Source organism: Planctomycetaceae bacterium (genome assembly GCA_041398785.1).
In the GTDB taxonomy this organism is placed as follows: Bacteria; Planctomycetota; Planctomycetia; order Planctomycetales; family Planctomycetaceae; genus JAWKUA01.
In genome coordinates, this window is record JAWKUA010000016.1 from 105,779 (window position 1) to 129,304 (window position 23,526).

19 protein-coding genes are annotated in these 23,526 nt (G+C 59.2%); 8 read left to right on the plus strand and 11 right to left on the minus strand.

From position 1 onward, the window contains the following. Nucleotides 1-26: 26 nt before the first annotated feature. Nucleotides 27-896: a sugar nucleotide-binding protein gene (locus tag R3C19_18375; protein MEZ6062312.1), complete on the minus strand. Its 870-nt coding sequence runs from the start codon at nucleotides 894-896 to the stop codon at nucleotides 27-29. 166 nt (nucleotides 897-1,062) lie between these two features. On the opposite strand from R3C19_18375, the gene R3C19_18380 reads away from it, so the two are divergent. Continuing rightward, nucleotides 1,063-1,623: a transcription termination/antitermination NusG family protein gene (locus tag R3C19_18380; GenBank protein MEZ6062313.1), complete on the plus strand. Its 561-nt coding sequence runs from the start codon at nucleotides 1,063-1,065 to the stop codon at nucleotides 1,621-1,623. Between the two features lie 184 nt (nucleotides 1,624-1,807). Here R3C19_18380 and R3C19_18385 read toward each other — a convergent pair whose 3' ends face one another. Continuing rightward, the gene (locus R3C19_18385; GenBank protein MEZ6062314.1) at nucleotides 1,808-2,593 is read right to left on the minus strand and encodes an SDR family oxidoreductase; all 786 of its coding nucleotides are present in this window, start codon (nucleotides 2,591-2,593) and stop codon (nucleotides 1,808-1,810) included. A gap of 175 nt (nucleotides 2,594-2,768) precedes the next feature. On the opposite strand from R3C19_18385, the gene R3C19_18390 reads away from it, so the two are divergent. Together R3C19_18390 and tsaD are read left to right on the plus strand one after the other, a co-directional pair. Continuing rightward, nucleotides 2,769-3,809 carry a hypothetical protein gene (locus R3C19_18390; GenBank protein MEZ6062315.1) on the plus strand — a complete coding sequence of 347 codons (1,041 nt, stop codon included), beginning with the start codon at nucleotides 2,769-2,771 and terminating at the stop codon, nucleotides 3,807-3,809. A 3-nt stretch (nucleotides 3,810-3,812) separates the two neighbouring features. Then, the gene (gene tsaD, locus R3C19_18395; protein MEZ6062316.1) at nucleotides 3,813-4,853 is read left to right on the plus strand and encodes a tRNA (adenosine(37)-N6)-threonylcarbamoyltransferase complex transferase subunit TsaD; all 1,041 of its coding nucleotides are present in this window, start codon (nucleotides 3,813-3,815) and stop codon (nucleotides 4,851-4,853) included. A 75-nt stretch (nucleotides 4,854-4,928) separates the two neighbouring features. Here tsaD and R3C19_18400 read toward each other — a convergent pair whose 3' ends face one another. From R3C19_18400 to R3C19_18410, 3 genes are read right to left on the minus strand one after another with little or no spacing between them, the layout of a single operon-like run. Beyond that, the gene (locus R3C19_18400; GenBank protein ID MEZ6062317.1) at nucleotides 4,929-5,846 is read right to left on the minus strand and encodes a D-alanine--D-alanine ligase; all 918 of its coding nucleotides are present in this window, start codon (nucleotides 5,844-5,846) and stop codon (nucleotides 4,929-4,931) included. Continuing rightward, nucleotides 5,840-6,721 carry a UDP-N-acetylmuramate dehydrogenase gene (gene murB / locus R3C19_18405; GenBank protein ID MEZ6062318.1) on the minus strand — a complete coding sequence of 294 codons (882 nt, stop codon included), beginning with the start codon at nucleotides 6,719-6,721 and terminating at the stop codon, nucleotides 5,840-5,842. Before murB ends, R3C19_18400 begins: the two co-directional genes overlap by 7 nt. Then, on the minus strand, nucleotides 6,678-8,174 hold the full coding sequence (locus R3C19_18410; protein MEZ6062319.1) for a cyanophycin synthetase: 1,497 nt from the start codon (nucleotides 8,172-8,174) through the stop codon (nucleotides 6,678-6,680). The genes murB and R3C19_18410 overlap by 44 nt, the downstream gene beginning before the upstream one ends. Before the next feature lie 209 nt (nucleotides 8,175-8,383). On the opposite strand from R3C19_18410, the gene R3C19_18415 reads away from it, so the two are divergent. Further along, nucleotides 8,384-9,079, plus strand: coding sequence for a response regulator (locus R3C19_18415; GenBank protein MEZ6062320.1), 696 nt, complete (start codon nucleotides 8,384-8,386; stop codon nucleotides 9,077-9,079). A 51-nt stretch (nucleotides 9,080-9,130) separates the two neighbouring features. Here R3C19_18415 and R3C19_18420 read toward each other — a convergent pair whose 3' ends face one another. The 5 genes from R3C19_18420 to R3C19_18440 form a co-directional block, all read right to left on the minus strand. Beyond that, a complete protein-coding gene (locus tag R3C19_18420) occupies nucleotides 9,131-9,826 on the minus strand; it encodes an RluA family pseudouridine synthase (protein ID MEZ6062321.1) in 696 nt (231 codons plus the stop codon). A 47-nt stretch (nucleotides 9,827-9,873) separates the two neighbouring features. Beyond that, nucleotides 9,874-10,899, minus strand: a complete 1,026-nt coding sequence (locus tag R3C19_18425) for a hypothetical protein (GenBank protein ID MEZ6062322.1) — start codon at nucleotides 10,897-10,899, stop codon at nucleotides 9,874-9,876. 46 nt (nucleotides 10,900-10,945) lie between these two features. Beyond that, nucleotides 10,946-12,523 carry an Hsp70 family protein gene (locus R3C19_18430; GenBank protein ID MEZ6062323.1) on the minus strand — a complete coding sequence of 526 codons (1,578 nt, stop codon included), beginning with the start codon at nucleotides 12,521-12,523 and terminating at the stop codon, nucleotides 10,946-10,948. Nucleotides 12,524-12,826: 303 nt separating this feature from the next. Then, nucleotides 12,827-13,405, minus strand: a complete 579-nt coding sequence (locus R3C19_18435) for a sigma-70 family RNA polymerase sigma factor (protein MEZ6062324.1) — start codon at nucleotides 13,403-13,405, stop codon at nucleotides 12,827-12,829. A 114-nt stretch (nucleotides 13,406-13,519) separates the two neighbouring features. Continuing rightward, nucleotides 13,520-13,921: a hypothetical protein gene (locus R3C19_18440; GenBank protein ID MEZ6062325.1), complete on the minus strand. Its 402-nt coding sequence runs from the start codon at nucleotides 13,919-13,921 to the stop codon at nucleotides 13,520-13,522. 15 nt (nucleotides 13,922-13,936) lie between these two features. Between R3C19_18440 and R3C19_18445 the strand changes: the two genes are divergently transcribed. From R3C19_18445 to R3C19_18455, 3 genes are all read left to right on the plus strand, one after another. Further along, a complete protein-coding gene (locus R3C19_18445) occupies nucleotides 13,937-14,242 on the plus strand; it encodes a ferredoxin family protein (protein ID MEZ6062326.1) in 306 nt (101 codons plus the stop codon). A 344-nt stretch (nucleotides 14,243-14,586) separates the two neighbouring features. Then, the gene (locus R3C19_18450; GenBank protein ID MEZ6062327.1) at nucleotides 14,587-16,488 is read left to right on the plus strand and encodes a GTPase; all 1,902 of its coding nucleotides are present in this window, start codon (nucleotides 14,587-14,589) and stop codon (nucleotides 16,486-16,488) included. A gap of 90 nt (nucleotides 16,489-16,578) precedes the next feature. Next, nucleotides 16,579-18,414, plus strand: a complete 1,836-nt coding sequence (locus tag R3C19_18455; GenBank protein MEZ6062328.1) for a GTPase domain-containing protein — start codon at nucleotides 16,579-16,581, stop codon at nucleotides 18,412-18,414. Nucleotides 18,415-18,464: 50 nt separating this feature from the next. Here R3C19_18455 and R3C19_18460 read toward each other — a convergent pair whose 3' ends face one another. After that, nucleotides 18,465-20,285: a c-type cytochrome domain-containing protein gene (locus R3C19_18460; GenBank protein MEZ6062329.1), complete on the minus strand. Its 1,821-nt coding sequence runs from the start codon at nucleotides 20,283-20,285 to the stop codon at nucleotides 18,465-18,467. A gap of 305 nt (nucleotides 20,286-20,590) precedes the next feature. Between R3C19_18460 and R3C19_18465 the strand changes: the two genes are divergently transcribed. Beyond that, on the plus strand, nucleotides 20,591-23,473 hold the full coding sequence (locus tag R3C19_18465; protein ID MEZ6062330.1) for a 2-oxoglutarate dehydrogenase E1 component: 2,883 nt from the start codon (nucleotides 20,591-20,593) through the stop codon (nucleotides 23,471-23,473). The last annotated feature ends 53 nt before the right edge of the window (nucleotides 23,474-23,526 follow it).

Here is a 23,526-nt window from a genome sequence, read left to right on the forward strand (position 1 = left end):
ATCAGCGAGTCGCCGCCCGGTAGAGTTCAACCCGTGACCCAATGCCGCATCGATTTTTCAAGAGCCTCCTGGACCGGGCTCAGTGGCAGTCCTGCGGCGATTGCCTTGCTGCAGTCCAGCACGCAGTTCGATCGCGGTGTCGTGGCGGCCTGGCGCATGAATTCGTCTTCCGAATCGAAAAATCGAAACTCCCGATCGCTCAGCCCGTGCTTTTGAATCAGGGCCACCACATCCTTCGTCGTGACGAACCCGGGATTCGTCAGATTGTAGGTGCCGTATTCCACGCCCTTCGTCCAGCAGGCCATGCACGCCGCAACGAATTCACCCAGATGGCTCAGACTGTTCGTCGCGTTCAGCAATCGATCGTATCGGATCATCTTGCTGATGTAATTGCGGGGTGAGTCGAGTTCGTCGAACGGAATTCTCAGCCGCCAGATGTAACAGCGGCGGGCACCCTGCAGGACTTCTTCCCCCAGAGACTTGCACCCCGAATAGAAGCTGCAGTTGTTGTGGCGGAAGTCGAAATTCGGAGCGTCCTGCTCCGTAAACCCGTTTCCGTCCGGTCTGGTACCTGTGTAAATACATCCGGAGGAAACATGCCCCCAGGGAATATCGGCGTGTTCGCAGGCTTCACGGATGATCCCCGGAAGAACGGCGTTTCCGCTCAGGCACTCGGCTTTGTGAAGTTCGCACGCGTCAACGTTCGGCCGACCGGTGTAGCCAGCGGCGTTGATTAGAAACGAGACAGATTGACGGTTGAGGTACGCAATCAATTCCTCCGGATCGCCGTAGTTGATGTCACGCCGCGAAACGACGGCAAATTCCTGACCGGACTGTTTCAGAAATCGCTGAAACGCGGTTCCGACAAAACCTGACCCACCGAGAATGACTATCACCTGCTAACCTGTTCTTTATCCGAAGTGATTAAAGGAGCGATTTGCCTGATCCCGCTTTCGCTGTACAGTAGAATTCTGAACACCTGTGACTGGTGACATCGCGAATCGGACTGCTGCTGCCCCAACTTCGTGGTTTCCCGTACTTCCAAGGAATTGTCAATTCACTATGCCCATTCTTGGCCATGAACCCGATCTGTTTCCGGAAACCCTGCTTGAGGAGGGACTTCCGGCAGTCTCAGACGTCAGTTGGTACGCCATGTACACGCTGTCACGGCGTGAAAAAGACCTGATGAGACGTCTGAAAGCGCAGAATATCGCGTACTACGGTCCGATGGCACCGACTCGCAAACGATCACCCGCCGGACGTGTTCGTGTCAGTTACCTGCCACTGTTCACCGGGTACGTATTCGTCTGCGGCACTCCGGTGGATCGCTACAACGCCGTCGCGACTGGCTGCATTTCAAAATGTCTCGACGTGCTGGATCCCGACGAGTTGCGGGAGGATCTGAAGCAGATTCGGCTGCTCATCGAGAAGGGCGGGGATGTACGCCCGGAACCCAAGCCGATGGTCGGCCGGCCGGCTCGTGTGATCTCCGGCCCGATGATGGGTGCCGAGGGAACGGTCAGCCAGGTTCTGTCACGGCACCGGCTGACGGTGCTGGTAACATTCATGCAGCAGGGCGCGTCGGTCACCGTTGATGAAGCCGACCTTGAATTTCTTGACTGATCCGCTGCGGCGAAACCGGAAGCAAACACGATCGCCCGCCGTCCGCTCGGAAGACAACGTCGTACTTTCGCCACCTTCGATGAATGCTGCGGTGTCGCTCAATGACAGCATGAGCGGCATTCCGCCGAAGAACAGGCATTGTCGCACCGATGCTCGCGACCCCGCACGCCGCGAGTCGAATCGGTCAAATTGCAGGAGGAACGCCCAGCGACTTGCCGCCGTCGATCGCGATCGCTGTGCCGGTGACCATTCGGGCCGAATCGTCAGTCAGATAGACAATCGCGTCCGCAACTTCTTCCGGCTGGATCATCCGATCCCAGGCTCGCGCCAAAGGACTGGCGTTTATGAGTTCGCGAACGACCTGCTGACGATTGTCGCGACCGTGAAAGTTCTCTTCGATCATTTCTGTGTGTTCGACCGGTCCGGGACACACACAGTTGATGCGAATTCGGTCCTTTGAGTGACAGAGTGCCAGGCTGCGGGTCAGACCAACGACGGCCTGCTTGCTGATGGAATACAATGGGTCGTGTGCTCGCGGCAGCAGGCCTGCATTACTGGCGACGTTGATGATGCTGCCTCCTTCGGCCTGCTGCCTCATCACCGAAATCGCCGCCTGGCAGCCAAAGAACACGGCTTTCAGGTTCACGTCAATCACGCTGTGCCAGTCGCCTTCGGTGATCTCTTCGATCTGTTTGACCATGCCGACGCCCGCGTTGTTAACGAATACGTCCAGTCGTGTCGTCTGCTGGACCGCGAATTCGACCAGGCTGCCGATGTCGGTAACGCGTCTGACATCGCAGATCCGGAAATCGATGCCGGCCTTCGCAAACTCGGACTGCGTGGCATCGCTGAAGCCGAGATCCCCGACAACGACGTGCCGTCCCGGACCCGCGAACTTCAGCGCAGTCGCTTTGCCGATACCGCTGGCTGCTCCTGTGACGACGACCGTTTGCTGCAACGGGTGACTCATGCTGATTTCTCCGCGGTTTCAGATTCCCGGAATTCATTGAATCCGATCGGACTCCCGTTTCGTTTTACGGGCGCGTCGATAAGATCCCGGCAGCGAGTGATAACGAAACAGACGCCCGTGAGCAGTGCTGTTCGGGAAAAACCCGTTGATCAACTTTCGGAACAGGACGGAACAGATGAAGAAGCTGAGTTTTGCACTGCTGCTGGTATCGCTCCTGGCATTCGTTCCGGGCTGCGGATCTGAAGACACGAAGGATTCGGTCGCAGGCGCTGCCGCCCCGGCGCCGGCCGGCGATTCGGCGGAAGCAACCGCCAGCTTCGTCATGGCGGAACTGAAGGCCGGACGACCTGTGGTCCTTTGGAATTCGCTTCCGGAAAAGTATCAGAACGACGCCAATGAAATCGTCCGGACCTTCGCTCAGAAGATGGATCCTCAGATCTGGACGCAGATTCACGGTATGCTCGCCTCAGTGAACACGCTGCTGCACGACAAACAGGAATTCATCATGAACCATCCTGGTGTGGCCAATAGCCCGAACGGCGAATCCGCAAAAGCCGCAATTCCTGCCACGGCTGATTTGCTGCAGGCACTTCTGGACAGCGCCGGAGATCTTGAAAAACTGAAGACGTTCGATGGCGGCGAGTTTCTGGGTGGTCCCGGCACAAAGATCTCCCATGGCGTGGCCGGTCTGCTGGCGGCAATGCCCGCCGATGCGTCCGCCGCTGGACAGGTCAACCCGGCGCTGCTGATGCAGGACGTCAAAATTGAAACTGTCAGTGAGTCCGGAGACTCGGCCGTCCTGAAGCTGACAACATCCGATGGCAAGAGCAGCGAAGAAACATTCACCCGTGTCGACGGCAAGTGGCTGCCCGCTGAAATGGTCGCCAGATGGGATGAGAACATGAAAAACACGCGTGAGTCGCTGGCACAGCTTCCCGAGAGCATCAATCAGATCCGAATGCCGGTGATGGTTGTGTCAGGAGTTCTTCCGGGGATGCTGGCTCAATTGCAATCCGCGGAAACGCAGGAAGAATTCAATGCGGCCGTCGAAAGTCTGCAGGGGCAGGCGATGGGAATCATGATGCAGAGCATGGGCGGCGGCGGTCCCGGTGCGTTTGGAGGGCCGCCGGCTGTGGATGCGGACTATTCGCCCGATCCGGAAGTTCCCGCCGTCGATCCTCCGTCTCCCGGTCCACCGCAGGAGCAGGAAAACTGATCGATGACCCGTCGACTGCTGCTGGCGATCGAATCGTCATGCGACGAAACCGCCGCGGCCGTTATCGATCAGGACCGCACCGTAGTATCCAGCATCGTGGCTTCTCAGCACGAACTGCATCAGGATTTCGGCGGCGTGGTTCCGGAAATTGCTTCGCGTGCACACGTCAGGCGAATCCTTCCGGTCATCGAAGCGGCTATTCAGGAAGCAAACTGCACCATCGCGGAGATTGCTGCGGTGGCGGTGACGTCAGAACCGGGGCTGGTGGGATCGTTGCTGGTCGGACTGACGGCGGCCAAGACACTGGCGATGAGCATCGACGTTCCACTGATCACTGTTGACCACATCGCCGCGCACATTTATGCCTGCGGAATGGGTCGACCAAACTCAGTGTTTCCCGCAGTCGGATTTGTGGTCAGTGGCGGGCATACAAACCTTTATGATTGCCGTTCGGCGACGGACTATCGCCTGATCGCCGGAACGACTGACGACGCCGCCGGTGAGGCATTCGACAAGGTCGCCCGGATTCTGAATCTATCCTATCCAGGCGGGCCGGCAATTCAGAGGGCCGCTGAGTCTGGTGATCCGACGGCGTTTCAACTGCCGCGACCTATGTTGAATTCCGAAACACTGGACTTCAGCTTCAGCGGACTGAAGACGGCAGTGTTGTACGCAGCCCGCGGAGTGCCGGGGCCGGGCCAGCTTCCGGACACGCCGCCGGAACGCGTGGCCGATCTGGCCGCATCGTTTCAGCGGGCGGCTGTTGATGTCCTGACGCACAAGTGCCGTCGGGCCGTCAGACAACTGGGCTATTCGAGGCTGTGTGTCGGTGGCGGAGTTGCGGCAAATCGACTGTTTCGACAACAACTGACGCGACAGTGTGAAGAGGACGATGTCAAACTTCTGATTGCGCCCATGGAACTCTGCACAGACAATGCCGCCATGGCTGCAATCGCATGGGAGTACTTCGAACAGGGGCATTTTGCAGACCTGAATGCCGACGTGCTGCCCGGACTGGTTCGCCCGGGCCGTACCGGCGTCTGAGTCGCCGCAACCGGTCGCAGGCGGGGACCTGGCACTGGCTCGATTCGGCATGACCGGAATCTCGGCGACGCCCGGTCACTTCCGCAACTCCAGCCGATGACGGATGCTTCCAAGGCACAACCGTCCAGGTGTCAGACCCAGTGCTGCGGCCGATTTTGGGACGAGACTGTGCGAGGTCATTCCCGGTACCGTGTTGATCTCCAGAAGCCAGGGAATGTTGCAGTCGTCAACCCGAAAGTCGGCGCGGGCGATGCCTTCGACTCCGCAGGCGTTGCAGGCTGTCAGTGTGATCGCGTCAAGTTGAGCCGGCAGATCGTCCGGGCTGATTCGATACTGCGTTCGGTCATCCGCGTACTTCGCCCGATAGTCGTACCACTGTTCGGCGACGACGATTTCGATGGCCGGAAATATGCGACCGTCGACGATTGGAACCGTGACTTCGCGGCCGGAAATGTACCGTTCGACCAGGCATTTCGAACCGAACTGGAAAGCCGTCCTTAGTGCGGCAGCCACGCCGGACAATTCCCGGACAATCGTAATGCCGACACTGGAACCCTGGCACGCCGGCTTGACGACGATCGGCAACCCGAATTCGACAATCCGAGCCTGAGTTTCAGAATCCCGATCTGCGTCGCTGACTACGAATCCCGGCGGGACACAAACTTCCGTCCCCGCAAGCCGTTCACGAGTCCGCGGCTTATCAAAAGTCAGCGCAGACGCTTCCGGTGAGCTTCCCACATAGGGGATCGAAGCGTTCAGCAGCGCTTGCTGCAGCACTCCGTCTTCACCGCCGGTTCCGTGAACAACCGGGAACGCGATGTCCCAGTCACGGAACGAAAGTCGGGAAATGTCGGTCGTCGCCGGGTCGGCTTCGGATACGAGACAACCTTCGCCGCGCAGCGCGTCCGCGACGCACTTTCCGCTGTCCAGGCTGACTTCGCGCTCGGGAGAGCAGCCACCGGCCAGCACCAGAACCCGCAGCGCTGTTACCACGTCTGGATTTCCAGTTCCAGCTCGACGCCGAACTTGTCAAGAACGGCCGACTGGACTTTGGAAATCAACTGATGGACCTGACTGGCCGTCGCGCCGTCTTCGGTGACGATGAAATTGGCGTGCCGGTCACTGATGCGAGCCGCGTCCACCGCAAGGCCCTTCAGACCACACTGTTCAATCAGGGCTCCGGCGCTCAGACCGCGGGGGTTGCGAAAAATGCAGCCGGCTGACTGATCGGTCAGCGGCTGTGTGGCGCGTTTCATGATCCAGTTCTTGCGCATTCGCTGCGTCAGGCTTTCGGTGTCATCCTCCCTGAGCTGAAAAGTGCCGGAGAGTATCAGCAGATCAATAACGCTGCTGCGACGGTACGAAAACGTGAGTTCGTCGCCACTGCGTTCGACGACTTCGCCCTCTGTGGTCAGTACGGAAATCGAACGTACCAGCTCGCCAATGTCGCCGTGCCGGCCGCCGGAGTTGCCTCGAAGCGCACCACCGATCGTTCCCGGGATGCCGACCAGATTCTCCATGCCAGCCAGTCCGGCGCGGATGGATTCCGAAACAACGTGCGAAAGCAGCGCGCCGCTTTCCGCCGTCAGCCGTGTTCCTTCAGTCGAAATGGCCGACAGCAGAGGTTCGACAATTCGGATCACCGCGCCCCGGACACCTTCGTCGGAAACCAGCAGGTTGGATCCACTGCCCAGGACCCTGACAGGAATCTGGCTGGCACTGCAGCACCGGACAACGGCCAGCAACTCGTCGCGGCTGCGGGGGGACAGCACGTAATCGGCGGGGCCGCCGACTTTCAGCCACGTGTACTTAGCCAGCGGCACGTCACGCTGCAGAATGTCTTTGAAGTCTTCGAGTGAATTCGTCATGAATCAGATTTGTCCGACCGGCCCCCATCGTCAGAATGACGTCGCCGGGCCGACCGGAATCGTCTATTCTGGAGATGACCTGGTCAAGATTGGCGAGCAGGAATGCTCGTCCGCCGCGCTGATTGACGGCCCGTACCAGTTGGCCGCTCAGCCGACGGCACATTGCGCCCGACGGGTTTTCACGCGCTGCGAATACCGGCAGCAGCAGAGCTTCGTCCGCAGTGGTGAGTGTGCCTGCGAAATCGCTGAACAGAGCTTTCGTTCGTGACACCTGATGCGGTTCCAGCACCGCGACAATTCGACGTCCGGGAAACGCTGTTCGGGCAGCCTGCAGCGTTGCGGCGACCTCGCGCGGGTGGTGAGCATAGTCATCGACCAGCGCCATCCCGCCGTACTGACCGCGGATTTCAAAACGGCGTCGAAGTCCCGGGAATTCTTCTACAGCAGTCCGGCATTGCGCAGCGCTGACTCCCAGCTCCGCACACATCGCGACGGCTGCCAGCACATTCCTCACGTTGTGATATCCAAACAGCCGGCTGTGGATCGTGGCAAAATCGACACCGCGCCGCCGAACACAGAAGCGAATCCCATCCGCGCTCAGGGAAACACGGTCGGCTGTCCAGTCCCCGGCACTGACCATGCCGTTAGTTGAAACTCCGAACGTCATCGCGAAGCGTGAGGCGGCAGCGACCGCGCGATGAGAACGCTCGCAGGCGGCGGAAACCAGCAGGATTCCGTCCGGAACACTTCGCCGCAGAAACTGCTGAAATGCGTCGTCTTCCAGGCATTCGTCGGGAAAGCAGTCGAAATGATCGCGGTCGATATTTGTCAGCAGAATGTGTGTCGGATTCAGGTGGCAAAACGATCGGGAGAACTCGCAGCTCTCGATGACGGCCATCGGTCCGCTGCCAAGACTTCCTCCCGCCTGCATTCCGGCAGGCTCTGCACCAATAAAGTATCCCAGGGCCCGGTCCGCTCGGCCCAGAATCCAGCTTACGAGCGCCGTTGTTGTGCTTTTCCCGTGCGTTCCCGCCACACAAATCTGCTGCCGGTTGTGGAAGACTTCGTCCAGTGCTTCCTGCAGCGTCAGACACCGTGTTCCCTGCTGCGTCAGTTGACGAACGACATCTGACGCTGCCGGTACCGCCGGTGAACGTACGGCAATATCAAACGCTCCGTGAGACCGAATGCTGTGCTCGGCAATCCACGTCACCGGCAGCCGGAGACCTGACTCGTTTCCCCCCGGAGTTTCACCGTTCGCAACGACCAACGCCGACGTCCCGGAACCACGGTGAACAAGCGCCGCATCCGCACCAAAGATCTCGTGTCCGGCCTCAGACAGGATCGGAGCCAGCGACTTCATTCCCGTTCCACAGGCACCGAGCAACAGACAGCGATGCCGGCCGTCAGACAGCTTTTTCGTGTAGACTTCGGGATTCATTGACTCCGGCATCCTGCCATGTCCGTTCGGCCAGCAGCAAGCTGCCGCTGCCCGACGGTATAGCTCAGAGCTGCCTTTGCTGCAACATCACCCCGCGGCAGTCCTCGGGGTTGAATATGCGGTCCGCGCGGACATAATCAGGCGATTCCTGTGAGATCTGAACGCACCTCCAGCGGAATTCGCGGTGCGTTTGTCCCAATTTGCGAATTCCGGAGCCCGTCATGACAAACGCAACGCTTGGTGAATTCGAGACTACGGTATCCGGCACGAAATCGGTGTCCGGCCTGCGGAAGGTTTACGCCATCGACGACGACACGCAGTTGCTGGATCTGGTAACGATGCAGTTGGAACCGGAAGGGTTTGACGTGCGCTGCTATGCTCGGCCGACCGATTTTCTGGCGGACTTGCCGCATCTGGAACCGGGAGTTGTGGTGACCGACCAATGCATGCCGGCCGTCACCGGACTTGCGATTCAAAAGGCGCTTCAGGGCCGAACGCCGCAGCTTCCGATGATTCTGATTTCCGGAATCCCGTCTACCAGAGTCTCTGTTCAGGCCATGCGTCAGGGAGCCATCACTGTTCTTGACAAGCCCTACGATAAGGCAGAACTGATTGATTCGATCCACGAGGCACTGAACGTACTGCAGCATGCGATGGAGAAGTCGGATTCGCTGCCGCCGGTTCTTCCGAACGGTGGTCGCTACCTGGACCGATTGTCCCGCCGCGAACGGGAGGTCATCGATCTGGTGTATGACGGAGCCACGAACAAATCCGCCGGTATTCAGCTGGCGATCAGCATCAAGACCGTCGAGAAACACCGCAGCAAGGCCATGAAAAAGCTGGAAGTGAACAGCCTTGCGGAACTGATTCGGCTCATCGAACGTGAACGCGGCGAGGGCTCAGGGGGCGGCCGGTAAAACGCTCTGCGGCGGTGAAGATCCACGCCGGGCTCGGAGTGCGGCCCGAATCTACATGATTCGAAACAGTTCGCTTCTGGGTGCCTCGGCTGAAACTTCGATCGTTTCCGACCGTGTGGGGTGCGGAAACGCAAGCCGTTCGGCATGCAGCGCGATTTGTCGCACTGGCCGTGAGGCATTTCGCCGTGATCTGCGCTGGGGTCCGTAGCGTTCGTCGCCAACAATCGGCAATCCGACAGACGCCAGTTGCACTCGAATCTGGTGACTGCGTCCCGTGACCGGTTCGACCTGCAGCAGGTTGCGTTCTCTTCCGCATTCCATCAGCCGATATTTCAGAACCGCGGCTTTTGCACCGGGAGTGGATTCCGGCACGCAGCGAACGCGATTGGTCGCGCGGTCTTTCAAAAGCCAGCTGCTCAGCGTCCCCTGATTCTCAGGTGGCTTGCCGTAAACGGCGGCGACGTAGGTCTTGCGGACGGTACCGGTCCGGAATGCTTCCGACAGACGTGCAGCAGCCTTGCTGGTGCGGGCAAAGAGCAGGACTCCGGAGACCGGGCGGTCGAGCCGGTGAACGACGCCGACAAACACATTGCCCGGTTTGTGGTACCGGGCTCTCAGGTATTCGCGAGCGGCGTCGACCATGCTGACATCGCCCGACTGATCTCCCATGGTGAGCGTACCGGCAGGTTTCATCACCACCAGGCAGTGGTTGTCTTCAAACAGCACGGCTGGAAAGTCAGAAGTCACCGGTGTTTGCGCGCTGATCGGGGATTCGGTGCCGTTTTCGCCCGGAATCACTTCCAGTACGTCAGCTTCAGGATTCCGGCAACGGCAGCTCCAATCACCAGCGACCCTGCAATCTGACCGAACCCGGGAGGAACGAAGTCGTTCAGAACGTAAAACAGGCCGTTGGTCCCGATGACGGCCCAGCAAATCGCAATCAGGCTGATCGCTCTTCGCTGAGATTTTTCTTCATCGGAAAGGGGAGCGGACTTGCCCTGTGGCCTGGCCTTCTTTTCGGGCTTCGGCTTTTCGGTCTTGCTGCCACGTGCTTTGCCTGTGGCTTTTGGCGCGGCCTCCGGTGCGGCCTCGTCTCTCATGCCAGCCGCATAATACTTTGCGATTGCCTGATTGATGGTCCGCGGAATTGCCAGCACGCCGCGCATCGGCATGCCGAAGCGAATCCGAACTTCATCTTCAAGTTCCGGGCCGGGCTGATCGACACAGGCCACCAGCAGCTTTCCCCGATCTTCGAACAGCGGCAGACAGGAATGGCGTTTGACGACGTGTCGCGGCAGTCGGTCGAGAACATCGTCTTCCGGAAGCATGTCGTCCAGGTCGATGAACGACATCCGCAGTTCGGCGGCCAGAGCCCGGGTCGCATCTTCCGGCTCGGCAAGCTTCATCTGAATCACAGCGTCACGGTGCGTCAGGCCGCGAGCATCAGCAAAGTGTTCAATCTCGCTGACCTGAGAACGCTTAATGACATTCCTGGCAACCAGATACTGCAGTACGGTATCCGCTGATTCGTCCGTATCACCGGTGAACTCGCGCCCCAGGCTTTCGTCGTACTCGTGCTTGGCGTCCGGATCTGTCAGGCACAGCATCGCCTTGGCGAGTTCATTCAGCAGTTCCTGAGACCGCTTCAGATACTGTCCCGTAGCGTACTTGCGAACGTGAGCGTTCAGCTTGCGGTAATTTTCACGGATTTTCTCGACGCTGTCTTCGAACTGAACCAGCCGAAGAATGGTGTAGTGATCCGGAGGACGTTCGCCCTCCGGAATCCCCAGCCATTCTTTGTAGACATCGATATCAGACACACGCTTCTCCCGAATCACTGTGAGTTCACAAGGTGTTCGCGTGAATCTATTCGATCTCGTACTCCCTGGAAAGAACCTCGAACGCGTCAACAACCTGCGAGTCGTTCAATCCGGAATCGCGGACGATTTCTGCCGAAGCTTCGTTGTTGCCGGTCAGTTCCTTTGCCGTCGCGCTGATTCGTCCGGACGAATCGTACGCATACGTGATTTCGATCGGAGATCCCTTCGGCAGGCTGGACGGCAGATTGAACACACGGAAATCGCCGATCATTTCGCAGGCAGCCGGATCGATGGCGTCGCCTTCAAGGATTTCCACATGCACTCTCTGCTGACCGTCCGTGTTGGTACCGAAACGCTGACTGACATGGTGCGGCACGGGCGTATTCTTGGGAATCATGATGTGATTGATCTTGCGGGTACGGTCTCCCGGATCGGTGATCTTGATTCCCAATGAGTGTGAGTTCACATCGCTGGTGCGCACGCTGTTAAGCCGCTTCTGAACGGTTTCCGCGACCTTGCTGGAACCGTCGCCGAATCTGGCCTGCAGAATGGCCGCGTGAATTGCGGCCCCTTCCGCGACCGCTCGCTCCGGCTTCAGCTCGCGGGACGGTTCCTTCTTCGTGACCTCGCGAAGCATCTGCTCCACCACGGGCATATAGGTTGACCCGCCGACCAGAACGACCTCGTCAAGTGAACCGGCATTGACACCGGCCTGCTGCATCACAAGTTCCGTGGTGTCCTTCGTTCGCTGCAGCAGGTCTGCCGTCATGCGTTCAAAGTCGGCCCTTGAAAGCGATACCGACAGTGTTTTGCCCTTGTAGTAAACACTGATGGGAATCTGAGATTTCTCGCTCAGATCGCGTTTCGCGTCCTCTGACTCCTGGTGGAATTTCAACATCGTTTCCGCGTCTTCAGACGGATCCAGGTTGTATTTTTGCTTGAACTGCTCAACCAGGTGGTCTGCCAGCCGCTTGCTCCAGTCCAGTCCTCCCAGCATCACGTCACCGTCGGTGGCAAGTACCCGGAAGTTGGTCGGTGTGTAGCGCACAACCGTGACGTCGAAGGTTCCGCCGCCAAGGTCGTAAACAAGGATCGTCCGCTCTTCCTTGCTCAGATCCGTTCGCCCGAGTTCTCCCTTGTCCCAGGCATAAGCGAGCGTCGCGGCCGTCGGTTCATTGATGATGTCAATCACATTCAGGCCGGCGATGCGACCGGCGTCCTGCGTTGCCTTGCGCCGCACGTCGTTGAAGTAATAAGGCACAGTGATAACCGCGTTCGTAATCGGACCGATGCGTTTTTCCGCGTCCTGCTTCATCTTCTTCAGGATCAGCGCCGAAACGAACTCGGGCGTCAGCTTCTTGTTCTGGTAAACGACAAAGTAGTCCTTATTTCCCATTTCCCGCTTGATGGCTTCGACGATCTGACTGGGGTCCGCGAATGAAATCCGCTCGAAGGACGGTCCCACAACGACTCGGTCTTCATCCAGTAGCACGACCGACGGAGTAATCGGGCGGTCGTCTGCGTTGTTGATGACAGTCGGCTCGCCATCTTCACCAAGATATGCGATCGCAGAGTAGGTTGTTCCGAGATCGATACCGACCGTGTGACCTTCAAGAAACTTCATAGACCTGGCCTCAAACCTTCAAACGGGGTTCAGAAATACGGAAACAACCGGACTGCAAATTGCAGCACACGAAGCGGCAGCGCGGCTTCCGGCGTGGACACTTAGTCTGCGCAGGTTCGCCATTCTGGTCGTCCGGGATTGGTGATGCAAGCTGACCGCGACTGGAAACGACCGGTTGGCGCGGTTTTGTCGGCGCAGGTGTCGGACGGCGTCGGCGGCAGATTCATGAAGCGGACGCGAGGATGCGTCGGCTGCGCGCAGCGATCCGGCATGTTGAGAGGGCTGTCGAGTCGGACACGTGGCTCACGACCGCGAAGCAGCCTTTCGTCGCAGCGACGCGACGGCACGTGACAGCAACGGACCGACGGAATTCACAGGCAGTCCCAGCTTTCGCCCAATTGCCCGGTACGAGTGGCCGAAGCCATAGAACAGCCGCAGCGCTGCCTGTGACCTTTCCGGCAGCGACGACATCAGTGATTCAACTTCGTCAGCGGCATCCACGGAATGTTCGTGATCCGCAGAGGACGCGACGTCAACGGACGCCTGGTGAGCAGTCACGTGCCCCAGCGCTTCCCGAAACCGGCGCTGAGTCAGCTTCCGCAGAGTGATCCGGCGAGAAATCACTGTCAGGTAGGTGGCAAATGAACTGCCACCACGGAACGCTCGGATGGCGGCCATGTTTCGTTCCAGCAGAGCCGAGAACGTTTCCGCAACAAGATCGTCTTCGTCATCACGCGTCAGCCGGAGACTGTGGGCGTGAGCCGTGTGCCTGATAACCTGAACGATCAGCGCCGAATTCCGATCAACAAAGTCCGTCCAGGCTCCCTGCTTTCCACTCAGCAGGTCGTTGACGATTCGTCGGTCTTTTTCAGTCAGAGGCATGGCGATCACTGGCTTTCTGCAAAATGACACCGGCATCCTGCTTCCAGGCCCTGTTTCAGACTAACTTCCATTCCTACGTCTTTGATATCGTTTTTTGCGGGAAACCATAGGGATTTATTTCGCGGACGACCGCCGGAAACAGCGGATTCCCGTTGAATTGCGGACACGATCTGAGTTTTCGGCGATGCCGATCAGGCCATCCGCAAAGGTGCGAGTTGTGCAAGAACTATTCCGATCCAACAACTGGGAAGCATTTCGCCTATCGCCGGGATTGCGCAAGGTATGACGCGCGCCGTGTCTACGACGTTCGGCGGGAGCAGAAACCCACAAAAAAACGAAGAAGCCGCTGTGTTTCCGTGAATCGACGCGCTGTGTGAAATCGAGACTGTGTCTCAATTTACCCAAGGCGCTTTTGGTCAGGCGTCGCCGATGGAAAATGCCGAAACAGTTGTCATAAAACGTCGCAATGTCCGCTTCCGGCAGGTGTTTGGCCTGCTTCTTAACGCGAATTGTCATTAGGAATCCGAACTCATGACCCACGTCGTTGCCGAGCCGTGCTTCAACTGCAAATACACAGACTGCGTTGTGGTTTGCCCGGTCGAATGTTTCTACGAAGGCGAACAGATTCTGGTCATCCATCCGGACGAGTGCATCGACTGTGAAGCCTGTGTCCCGGAATGCCCGGTTGAGGCGATCTTCCACGAAGACAACCTGCCGGAACAGTGGGCCGGATACAAGGAACTGAACGCCGAAATGGCTCCGCAGTGGCCTGTGATTACAGAACAAAAGACCTCGCTGGCTGAAACCGGCGGAGCGTGTCCGTCTGCTGAAAAGTAGGTCTGGGCGCAGCCGCGCGGCGAGGAATGTTGCTATCGACGAGGGTCTTCGGGAGTATCGTTCCCGGAGACCCTTTCGTATGCGCGGTGCCGGGGACTTTGGGACGGCGCGGGAGAAATATCCGCCGCGGCAGTGACCGAACTCGGTGAATCTTCTTTGTGCCCTGCGGCGGTAAGCGTTAATTCGTTCCGATCAGGGTATTATACTGGCCGCGGAGAACACTGATGCTTTCAGCACGTCTTAACCCACGAGCCCGAGCGCCTCATTCTTACCCGTTAGCGGTATAACTGATTTCGACCGGTAATGTTGCCAATGACGCCGCGTTCCCAGCGTACCTCCGTACAATGGATTCCGATTCCACCAACCAATCTTCGTTTCCGCGACTGGCTGCAGCGACGCGTGAGCTGTACGACCAGGTCCGGAAGCTTCAGAAGCGGTTCGAAGTCCTGCAGCCTCCCGCGCTGGAAGGCCAGGAGTGGTTTGAGTCTCTGCGGCAAAAGCTGATTCCTCAACTGGGCGAAGACGCATGGCTCGTGGCTGCGGTCGTGGGCGGCACAAACATCGGCAAGAGCGTCATCTTCAATCATCTTGCGCGGTGCCGGGCCAGTTCGACCAGTCCGCTCGCTTCGGGAACAAAACACCCTGTGTGCCTGGTTCCGGCGGGATTCGATGACCGCCAGGATCTGCAGAGCATCTTTCCGGACTTCACGCTGCACGAATGGTCGGACGCCGCGGCAGCGCTGAGGGAAACGGACCGGCATGATTTGTTCTGGCGTCCGGCTCCGGAACTGCCGCCGACTCTGCTGGTGCTGGACACACCGGATATCGACAGCGATGCACGCGTCAACTGGGTGCGAGCCGACGCCGTTCGACGCTGTGCTGACGTCCTGATCGCCGTGCTGACGCAGCAGAAATACAACGACGCGGCGGTCAAGGAATTCTTCCGCAAGGCAGGCGCGGAAGACAAGTCGATCATGGTCGTGTTCAACCAGTGCCTGCTTCCCGACGACGAAGAATTCTGGCCGATCTGGCTGAACACGTTTTGCCGCGAAACCGGGATTACACCCGACGCGGTCTATCTGGCGCCGGCCGATCGTCAGGCCGCTGAAAGCCTGAAGCTGCCGTTTTTCGAACGTCCCTGGCCGGTGGAACCGGGCTGGAAACCATCCTCCGCGGAACCGGCCTTCCAACAGCCGCGTGATTTGTCCGCGGACCTGGCAAGGCTGAAGTTTCAGGAAGTGCGCATTCGTACTTTGCAGGGTTCTCTGCGGCATCTGGTCGATCCCGTCGACGGAGTGCCGGGACATTTGTCGCAGCTTCAGTCTGCAAGCTCCGAACTCGCCGCCGCTTCGGAACGCCTGTCCACGGACGCGGTGCTGAGAATTCGAGACTGGCCGATTCCTTCAAACACTGCGTTTGTGACGGAAATCCGGAGCTGGTGGAAGCAGCGGCAGCAGGGCTGGGCTCGCACGGTGAATTCCGTTTACGACACGGTCGGAGCCGGCATCAAATGGCCGTTCCGGAAGGCTCGCGACGTCATTCAGGGCGAACCGATTCCGCCGCTGGATCGCTACCGGGATCGTGAATGGTCGGCCGTTCTGACAACAATCGAAGAGCTGTTCGACAAGCTTCAGTGGATGGCCGACAGCGGAAACCGGCTGATCAAGCCTCGCGTGGAATCCATCCTGAAAGCGTCCAGCCGATCGGAACTGATCGAAAAGCTGCGCCTTCAGCATCAGAGAACTGACTTCGAAAAGGAACTGCGCGATGTCGTGAGCGACGAAATGCAGCGGTTCAGTACGGACAGCCCGGAACTGTTCCGGTTCTACAAGAATCTTCACAATGTGTCGGCGGCCGTGCGGCCCATGACCAGCGTTGTGTTGTTCAGTCTGGGATTCGGTCCGGCCGGAGAAACGGTTGCACCGTTCGTCGCTGATGCGGCTGCTCAGGCGGTGATTCACGTGTTCGCCGACGTTGCCGGAGGAGCAACAGCAGCCGTCGCGGGCGAAGTTGCCGTGGCCGAAGCGGCCGGTACCGGAGCGGGAATTCTGCAGACGTATTTCCAAAACCTGCACGCGTCGTTCACCAAACGGCGTGTGAACTGGCTGACGGAACAGATCCACGCGGAACTGCTGGGAACTCTGCCGGAAGAACTCAAAGCGGCTTCCGCCGTGACGGAATCAGTCGAGTTCCGGAACGTGACCGAACTGATCGAGCAGCTCAGGAAGTTGATTGCAGCACCGTAGCTCAGTCCCGCCAGGCCGTTCGATGACGAAGAAAGCATCTGTCGGCAATGCGTTCAGGGACAACGCGCCGGAACGAGGACACGAATTCTCATGACGCAAAACCGCCAGCTCGATCACATCGCTGTCCTTGCCGAAATCGACGGGTTGGTCAGTCGCCTGAATCGCTGGGTGGATTCCAGTCCCGACTGGGAACCCGCTCACCGCTGCCGGGCACTCATCCGACGGCTGATGAATCGCGTCGAGAATCTGCGGTTTCGGCTGGAATCACCCCTTGTCGTCGCGACCTTTGGAGGGACCGGGACCGGAAAAAGCTCACTCGTCAACGCTCTGATCGGAGACGAAGTGACCGCCGCGGGACGGCAGCGTCCCACAACAAAGACACCCATCCTGCTGGTGCATCCCGACCTGGAGGTTGATGCTCTGGGGCTGGACACCGACCAATTCGTCGTGAAACGGATCGATGCGCCGGTGCTGAAGGACATCGTCGTTGTCGACTGTCCGGATCCGGATACCAGTGAATCCGCCACGGCGGGCAGCAATCTTGCTCTGCTACGGGAAATCGCTCCTCACTGTGACGTGCTGATCTATACCTCGACGCAGCAGAAGTATCGAAACGCCCGCGTCATCGATGAACTGGGTGATATCGCCAGCGGCTGCAGGCTGGTCTTTGTGCAGACTCACGCCGACCGCGATTCGGACATTCGCGATGACTGGCGAACGCGACTGTCTCCCGGCTATGAAGTGCCGGACATGTTCTTCGTCGATTCGCCCAGGGCTCTGGGCGAACAGCGTGAAGGCAAACAGCCGTCCGGAGACTTTGGCCGACTGTTGCAGTTGCTGACAAATCAACTGGGAGCGTCGCGCCGTCTGGAAATCCGTCGCGCGAATCTGGTTGACCTGCTGCAGGAAGCTCTCAACCGCTGTCGACTGGAATACGACGACGGGCTTCCGAAGGTTCGCAGTCTGCAGTCCGAACTGGAACAGCAGCGAAGCCGGCTGAAGACCACACTGACCAGTCAACTGTGCGACGAATTGCTGGTCAATCAGAACCTGTGGGAACGCCGCCTGATCGGTGCCGTGACCGACAGATGGGGTTTCAGTCCATTTTCGTCGGCGCTGCGGCTGTACAACGGGCTGGGAGCTTTCATCGCATCGTTCACGCTGTTTCGGGCACGCACGTCCGCTCAGATGGCGCTGATTGGAGCCGTTCAGGGCGCTCGCTGGATGAAGTCCCGCGCGAAGGAACAAGAGGCCGATTCCAGCCTGGAGCGGCTGTCCACGTTTGGTATCAGCGACCAGCTTCTGCAGGAATCGCGAATGGTGATTTCCGGCTACGTGCGTTCCGCGGAAATCGATCGTGACGAGACCGAAGACCATCGCGACCTGGCCGACCTGCGCCGGCAGGCCGCTTCTCTGGAAGGTGAGTTTCTGGGAGACGCGCGGCGTTCCGTGGACGAACTCATTGAGGATCTGGCGGCGAAGAACTGCGGCTGGCTGATCCGTGCGTGGTATGAAACCCTGCTTCTGCTTTACGTCGTATTTCTACTGGTGCGAGTCGGCTACAACTTTTTCTGGGCGTCGTTTCTGGGTCCGATTCTGGGGTTTCAGGAATCACAGGCCGAGCTGCTGAAAGTGGATTTTTACATTCCGGCAGTCCTGTTTCTGGTGATCTGGTCAGCGGTTCTGGTGACAGCGTTTACGTGGCGACTGCGGCGCGGGCTGACTCGTCGCGTCCGGGAGTTTGCTCAAACCATGGCCGATTCACGACTGGCCCACGGACTGTTCCCGTCACTTGAAGCAACATGCTCGCGAATTGAGACCGACAGTGATCGCGTCACCGCGCTGCTGGAACAAACGACGGCGTTCCGGCACAACCTGGCAACGTCAAATGCCGGATTCCTTGGCGGTCGCCGAAGCGACGCGTAACAGGCTTCGACGAAACGGGACGCCGTGCGATCAGGCGACGGATTCGTGTTCTATCGGCCGCCATTCTGAAGGAACGCTCGCCCCAGAGACGCAGCGTCCTGACCATAAACTTCTTCCAGCGCTTTCGACGCGCTGTCGCCGTTGCGAAGCGCCTGAACCAGTTGCCGGAATCGCGCCGCGCCTCCCTGAGTGACCAGGAACCGCGTGACGAGGTAGCCGACGGACGTCACGTCTTCGGGAGCGAACGTGCCGTTTTCGAAGACCCTGCGGGGATCGTCGAGCGTCGCCAGTGCCGTGGCGGCTCGCGCGGGAGCGGCCTTCAGGAATCCCGCTCCGGCGCTGGCACCCGATTCCATCAGACCGAATCCTTCTCGCAGCCAATCGGGCAGACTTGTGCCGTCGCGTTCCAGCCACGCCTGCGCGAGAACGGACGACAGCAGTTCCCGGGCGGTCAGTGCGTCTGAGTTTTCCGCATCACCCACATCGTGCATCACGACGTACGCGTCATCCAGATTCGCTGTCAGATGAACGTGCCCGGACACGGCCGGCGGCGTCCGCCGGTCCAGCAGCACGGTGTTGAATTCTTCGTAGTCGAACCGCGACGAAGTCACAAACACAATCAGTCGCCCGCGCCAGGGCTGTGTCTGATCGGGCAGCGGATACTTTTCCTGCAGTTGCGCGACCTGTTCTTCGCCCCACCGGGAAATCTGGTCGATGCGTTCCTGCGGAACACTGCCATGCACAAACAAGTTTTCCGTCGTGGCCGAGCGAGCGGTTTCGCGCGGCGCCACTCGCTTCCAGATCGCAGCGGCCTGTTCGGTGCGACGCTTCCGAAACTCGTCGTCGGACATCGCCGAAAGCCGGGCCGCCGCAACTTCATCAGCGGTCGGAACCAGGCTTTGCAGCGGAGCCTTCGGGTCGGTGCCGTCGAAGTGAGCTCCTTCCGCGACCCAGGTCGCAATCGCCTGAGCCTGCGACCGCTTCAGTCGTGCCTGCCCGGCCGGCATCTTGATCGGATCCTGGCGCAGCGTCAGATCGACGATGTAACTTTCATCGGGCTTGCCGGGAATGATGGTGCTGCCTGTATCGCCGCCCATCAGGACGGATTCGAACGTTGCCATCGAATACCCGCCGCGAGGATTGTTGCCGCGGTGACAATTCTGACAGATGTTGACCAGAATCGGCGCGATATCATCCCGGAACGATACGGTCTCACTGCCGTCCGCCATGACAATTTTCACTTCCGGCTTCTTCGGCGCTGCGGATTCGCCGATTGGCGCGTCGCGGTTTTCGCCGTCGAAGTCTGCCCCTCCGGCGATCCAGCGGGCGATGAGCGCGATCTGTTCAGCAGGCAGGGCAGAATCGTTTCGCGGCATTCTCTGTTGCTCGTCGGCGACCGTCAGGCGGAAGATGATCCGGCTGTTTCCGGGATTCCCGGCGACCGCAAGCGGACCGTGCTGACTGCCGCGAGCCATGTTGTTGAACGTGTCCATCCGCAACTGCGCGGCGGCGCGATCCGGTCCGTGGCACCGAAGGCAGTTGTCCTTCAGAATCGGGGCGATCTCGCGTTCGAAACTGATGGGAATGGAAGCCTTTGCCCGCTCCAGTTGAGTTCGCAGCGATGAAAGATTGCGGTCGCGTTCATCTTCGGGAATGGCCAGTTCGACAAGGCGGTCTTCCACCTTTTGAATGATGGCCTTCGCCGCGGCAACGTCTTTCTTACGGATAAGCCCCGCGACCGGACGCAATTCGTCTTTCAGTTCGCTCAGTTCCTTTCGCACCTCCGGAGGCAGCGTCGCTTCACAAACCGTCGCCGAAGCGACAAAGGCAATGCACGACATCAGCAGAAGGAACAGCATTTGCGAACGCATGTAAGACTCCGGACCAGTGCGGTCTCAACAGATTGCGCAGACAGTTTCGTGGCTGATCGACCAGTGTTCAACTTTCGGTTCCTGAATCGGCTGCCATCATTCAACGCGGCCAGGGGCGTTTCAGGTTCGGTGGCAATTGCAGGAAACCCGGATTCGCAGGGAAGTTCCCATCCTGTACAGTCTGCTGATCGTGGCGGACTGCCGGACAGAGCAGGCTATTTCGTGCGGCCGCGGACCGCCTGCGTCCGCCGCTTCCCGCCGGGGTCCATTCGTCAGCTTCCAGGCCGGAGGTTTCATTCCCAGCCATGGCATCGCCCACCAGCCAATCCGCGGCGGCTCCTGCGTTCCTGGATTCTCCCGGCGAGACTTCACCGAAAGCATCGGAGCTGTCGGCGTTAAGTGCTCAGAGCCTGGAGTTTCTTGAAGCCAGCTATGCCAGCTATCTGCGTGACCGGAATTCCGTTTCTCCCGATTGGCGCGAATATTTCGACGACATCAGTTCCGGAAACGAACAGGTCACGCCGGAAGTCCTGCAGGCTCCGTTCAGCCACGAGAGCATCTTCCACCGGCGCTCGGACGGCGGCACCGGCGGCGGAGCGTCCAAGACAGCGGCCATGCAGGAGCGGCTCGACCAGTTGATTCGCAACTATCGAGTCCGCGGGCACATTATCGCTCAGATCGATCCACTGCACGGTTCACGGCCTCGTCCGGCCGAACTGGATCCCGCGTTTTACGGCTTCACCGATGCCGATCTGGATCTGGAGTTTTCCACGCAGTGGTTCGGCGGGCCGGAATGCCGCACGCTGCGGTCCATGATTTCCTGGCTGCAGACGACTTACTGCCGTTCGATCGGTGTGCAGTTCATGCACATCGACAGCCTGCAGGTGCGAGCGTGGCTGCAGGAACGAATGGAACGCACGGCCAACCGGCTGCGATTATCGCGTGACGAGCAGTTGCGGATCCTGACGCGGCTCAGCGACGCCGTCACGTTTGAAGAATTTGTGCAGAAGAAATACGTCGGCGCAAAAAGCTTCTCGCTGGAAGGCGCGGAGAGCCTGATTCCGCTGCTGGACATGTCGATTGAACGGGCCAGCAGCCAGGGAATTGACCTGATTGTCATGGGCATGGCTCACCGCGGTCGACTGAACGTTCTGGCCAACATCATGGGCAAGCGTCCCAGCCGCATCTTTCGTGAGTTCGAAGATCGTGATCCCGAACGCAACATGGGCCGCGGCGACGTCAAGTATCACCTTGGCTACAGCTCCGACTGGAAGGCCAGCACAGGCAGGCAGGTTCATCTGACCCTGTGCTTTAATCCCAGCCACCTGGAATTCGTCAATCCGGTTGCGCTGGGACGCCTGCGAGCCAAGCAGGATCATCGCGGCGACTACGACCGGCTGCGAAGCTGCGTCATTCTGATCCACGGCGACGCCGCATTCGCCGGAGAAGGCGTCGTTCAGGAATCGCTGAATCTCAGCGAACTGCCCGGCTACCGCACAGGCGGCACGATTCACATCATCGTGAACAACCAGATCGGCTTCACGACTTCGCCGTCAGAAGGACGCTCGACAACGTATGCCACAGACGTCGCGAGAATGCTGCAGATTCCGATCTTTCACGTGAACGGCGAAGACCCGGAAGCTGTTGCTCAGGTTGTCGAACTGGCGATGGATTTCCGCGCGCGATTTCATCGGGACGTCGTCATCGACATGTACTGCTTCCGGCGACGCGGGCACAACGAAGGCGACGAACCCGCGTTTACTCAACCGACGATGTACAACAAGATCCGCCAGCGCGCATCCGTCTTTGAAAGCTACCTGGAATCACTGCTGAAATTGCGCGGCGTCACGCGCGAAGAAGCCGACGAGATTCTGAAACACCGGACGCAGGTGCTGGAAGACGAACTTCTGGAAGCTCGCAAAGATCAGTTCACCTTTCTGACTGACAGCGGAGGCGGCACGTGGAAAGAATACTTCGGCGGGCCGTACTCAAAGGCCGAATCCGTCGAGACCGCTGTTCCCGCCGACGAAGTCCAGCGCATTATGCGCGTGCTGAACACGCCTCCGGGGGATTTCCGGCCGCATCCGCGAATTCAGCGGATCCTGAATCAGCGGCTGGAAATGGGCGACGGCGCGACTTCGTACGACTGGGGCGCCGCGGAAATGCTGGCTCTGGGAACGATTGTGTCGGAAGGCCGGCAGTTGCGGTTTAGCGGCCAGGATGTTCGACGCGGAACCTTCAGCCACCGGCACGCCGCGCTGTTCGACAGCGAAGACGGGCACGTCTGGATCGGCCTGCAGGACCTGGCGCAACGTCCGGAACTTGTCGAAATCCACAACAGCCCGCTGTCGGAAATCGGGGTGCTCGGCTTCGAATACGGCTACAGCCTGGACCGGCCCGGCGGACTTGTGATCTGGGAAGCGCAGTTCGGCGACTTCGTCAACGCCGCGCAGGTCATCGTCGACCAGTTCATTTCCAGTACAGAAGACAAGTGGGGACGACTCAGCGGTCTGGTGATGCTGCTGCCTCATGGTTTTGAAGGGCAGGGCCCCGAACATTCCAGCGCACGGCTGGAACGTTTTCTGTCGCTGGCCGCCGAAGACAACATGCTGGTCACAAATCCAACGACGCCCGCTCAGTACTTTCACATGCTTCGACGGCACACGCTGCGAAAATGGAAGAAGCCACTGGTCGTGATGACTCCCAAAAGTCTGCTGCGCCATAAGGAAGCCGTGTCGCCGATCGAACATTTCACGCGCGGTGAGTTTCAGGAAATCATTACGGATTCCGCGATCGCTCCCGGCGACGCCACGCGGGTCCTGCTGTGTACCGGCAAGATCTACTACGAACTGCTGGCCGAGCGGGAAGCCAAATCCCGCACCGATGTCGCCATTATCCGTATCGAACAACTGTATCCGCTGCCGCGTGATCTGCTGCACACGACCCTGGCGGCGTATGCCGGCACGACTGCCGTGTTCTGGGTCCAGGAAGAGCCCGCCAACATGGGAGCCTGGCCGTACATGCGGTTGCAACTGGGCGATCGCCTGTTCGATCAGTTCGCGTTCTCCGGAATCTCACGGCCGGAATCCGCCAGTCCCGCGACGGGTTCGGCCAGAAGTCACAAGATTGAACAACAAGCCATTCTGGACGAAGCTCTGGGAATGGACGTCTGCACGCTGGCCCGATAACTCAGTCCCCTGAATCCGTCCGGGCGGCTGTCGGAACATTGCATTGAACCAAC

Bases quoted from the DNA above. Each gene is read 5' to 3' on its own strand.
- R3C19_18380 (MEZ6062313.1), top strand. From the start codon at position 1,063: ATGCCCATTCTTGGCCATGAACCCGATCTGTTTCCGGAAACCCTGCTT.
- R3C19_18385 (MEZ6062314.1), bottom strand. From the start codon at position 2,593: ATGAGTCACCCGTTGCAGCAAACGGTCGTCGTCACAGGAGCAGCCAGC.
- R3C19_18390 (MEZ6062315.1), top strand. From the start codon at position 2,769: ATGAAGAAGCTGAGTTTTGCACTGCTGCTGGTATCGCTCCTGGCATTC.
- tsaD (MEZ6062316.1), top strand. From the start codon at position 3,813: ATGACCCGTCGACTGCTGCTGGCGATCGAATCGTCATGCGACGAAACC.
- murB (MEZ6062318.1), bottom strand. From the start codon at position 6,721: ATGACGAATTCACTCGAAGACTTCAAAGACATTCTGCAGCGTGACGTG.
- R3C19_18410 (MEZ6062319.1), bottom strand. From the start codon at position 8,174: ATGCCGGAGTCAATGAATCCCGAAGTCTACACGAAAAAGCTGTCTGAC.
- R3C19_18415 (MEZ6062320.1), top strand. From the start codon at position 8,384: ATGACAAACGCAACGCTTGGTGAATTCGAGACTACGGTATCCGGCACG.
- R3C19_18430 (MEZ6062323.1), bottom strand. From the start codon at position 12,523: ATGAAGTTTCTTGAAGGTCACACGGTCGGTATCGATCTCGGAACAACC.
- R3C19_18435 (MEZ6062324.1), bottom strand. From the start codon at position 13,405: ATGCCTCTGACTGAAAAAGACCGACGAATCGTCAACGACCTGCTGAGT.
- R3C19_18440 (MEZ6062325.1), bottom strand. From the start codon at position 13,921: ATGACAATTCGCGTTAAGAAGCAGGCCAAACACCTGCCGGAAGCGGAC.
- R3C19_18445 (MEZ6062326.1), top strand. From the start codon at position 13,937: ATGACCCACGTCGTTGCCGAGCCGTGCTTCAACTGCAAATACACAGAC.
- R3C19_18450 (MEZ6062327.1), top strand. From the start codon at position 14,587: ATGGATTCCGATTCCACCAACCAATCTTCGTTTCCGCGACTGGCTGCA.
- R3C19_18455 (MEZ6062328.1), top strand. From the start codon at position 16,579: ATGACGCAAAACCGCCAGCTCGATCACATCGCTGTCCTTGCCGAAATC.
- R3C19_18460 (MEZ6062329.1), bottom strand. From the start codon at position 20,285: ATGCGTTCGCAAATGCTGTTCCTTCTGCTGATGTCGTGCATTGCCTTT.
- R3C19_18465 (MEZ6062330.1), top strand. From the start codon at position 20,591: ATGGCATCGCCCACCAGCCAATCCGCGGCGGCTCCTGCGTTCCTGGAT.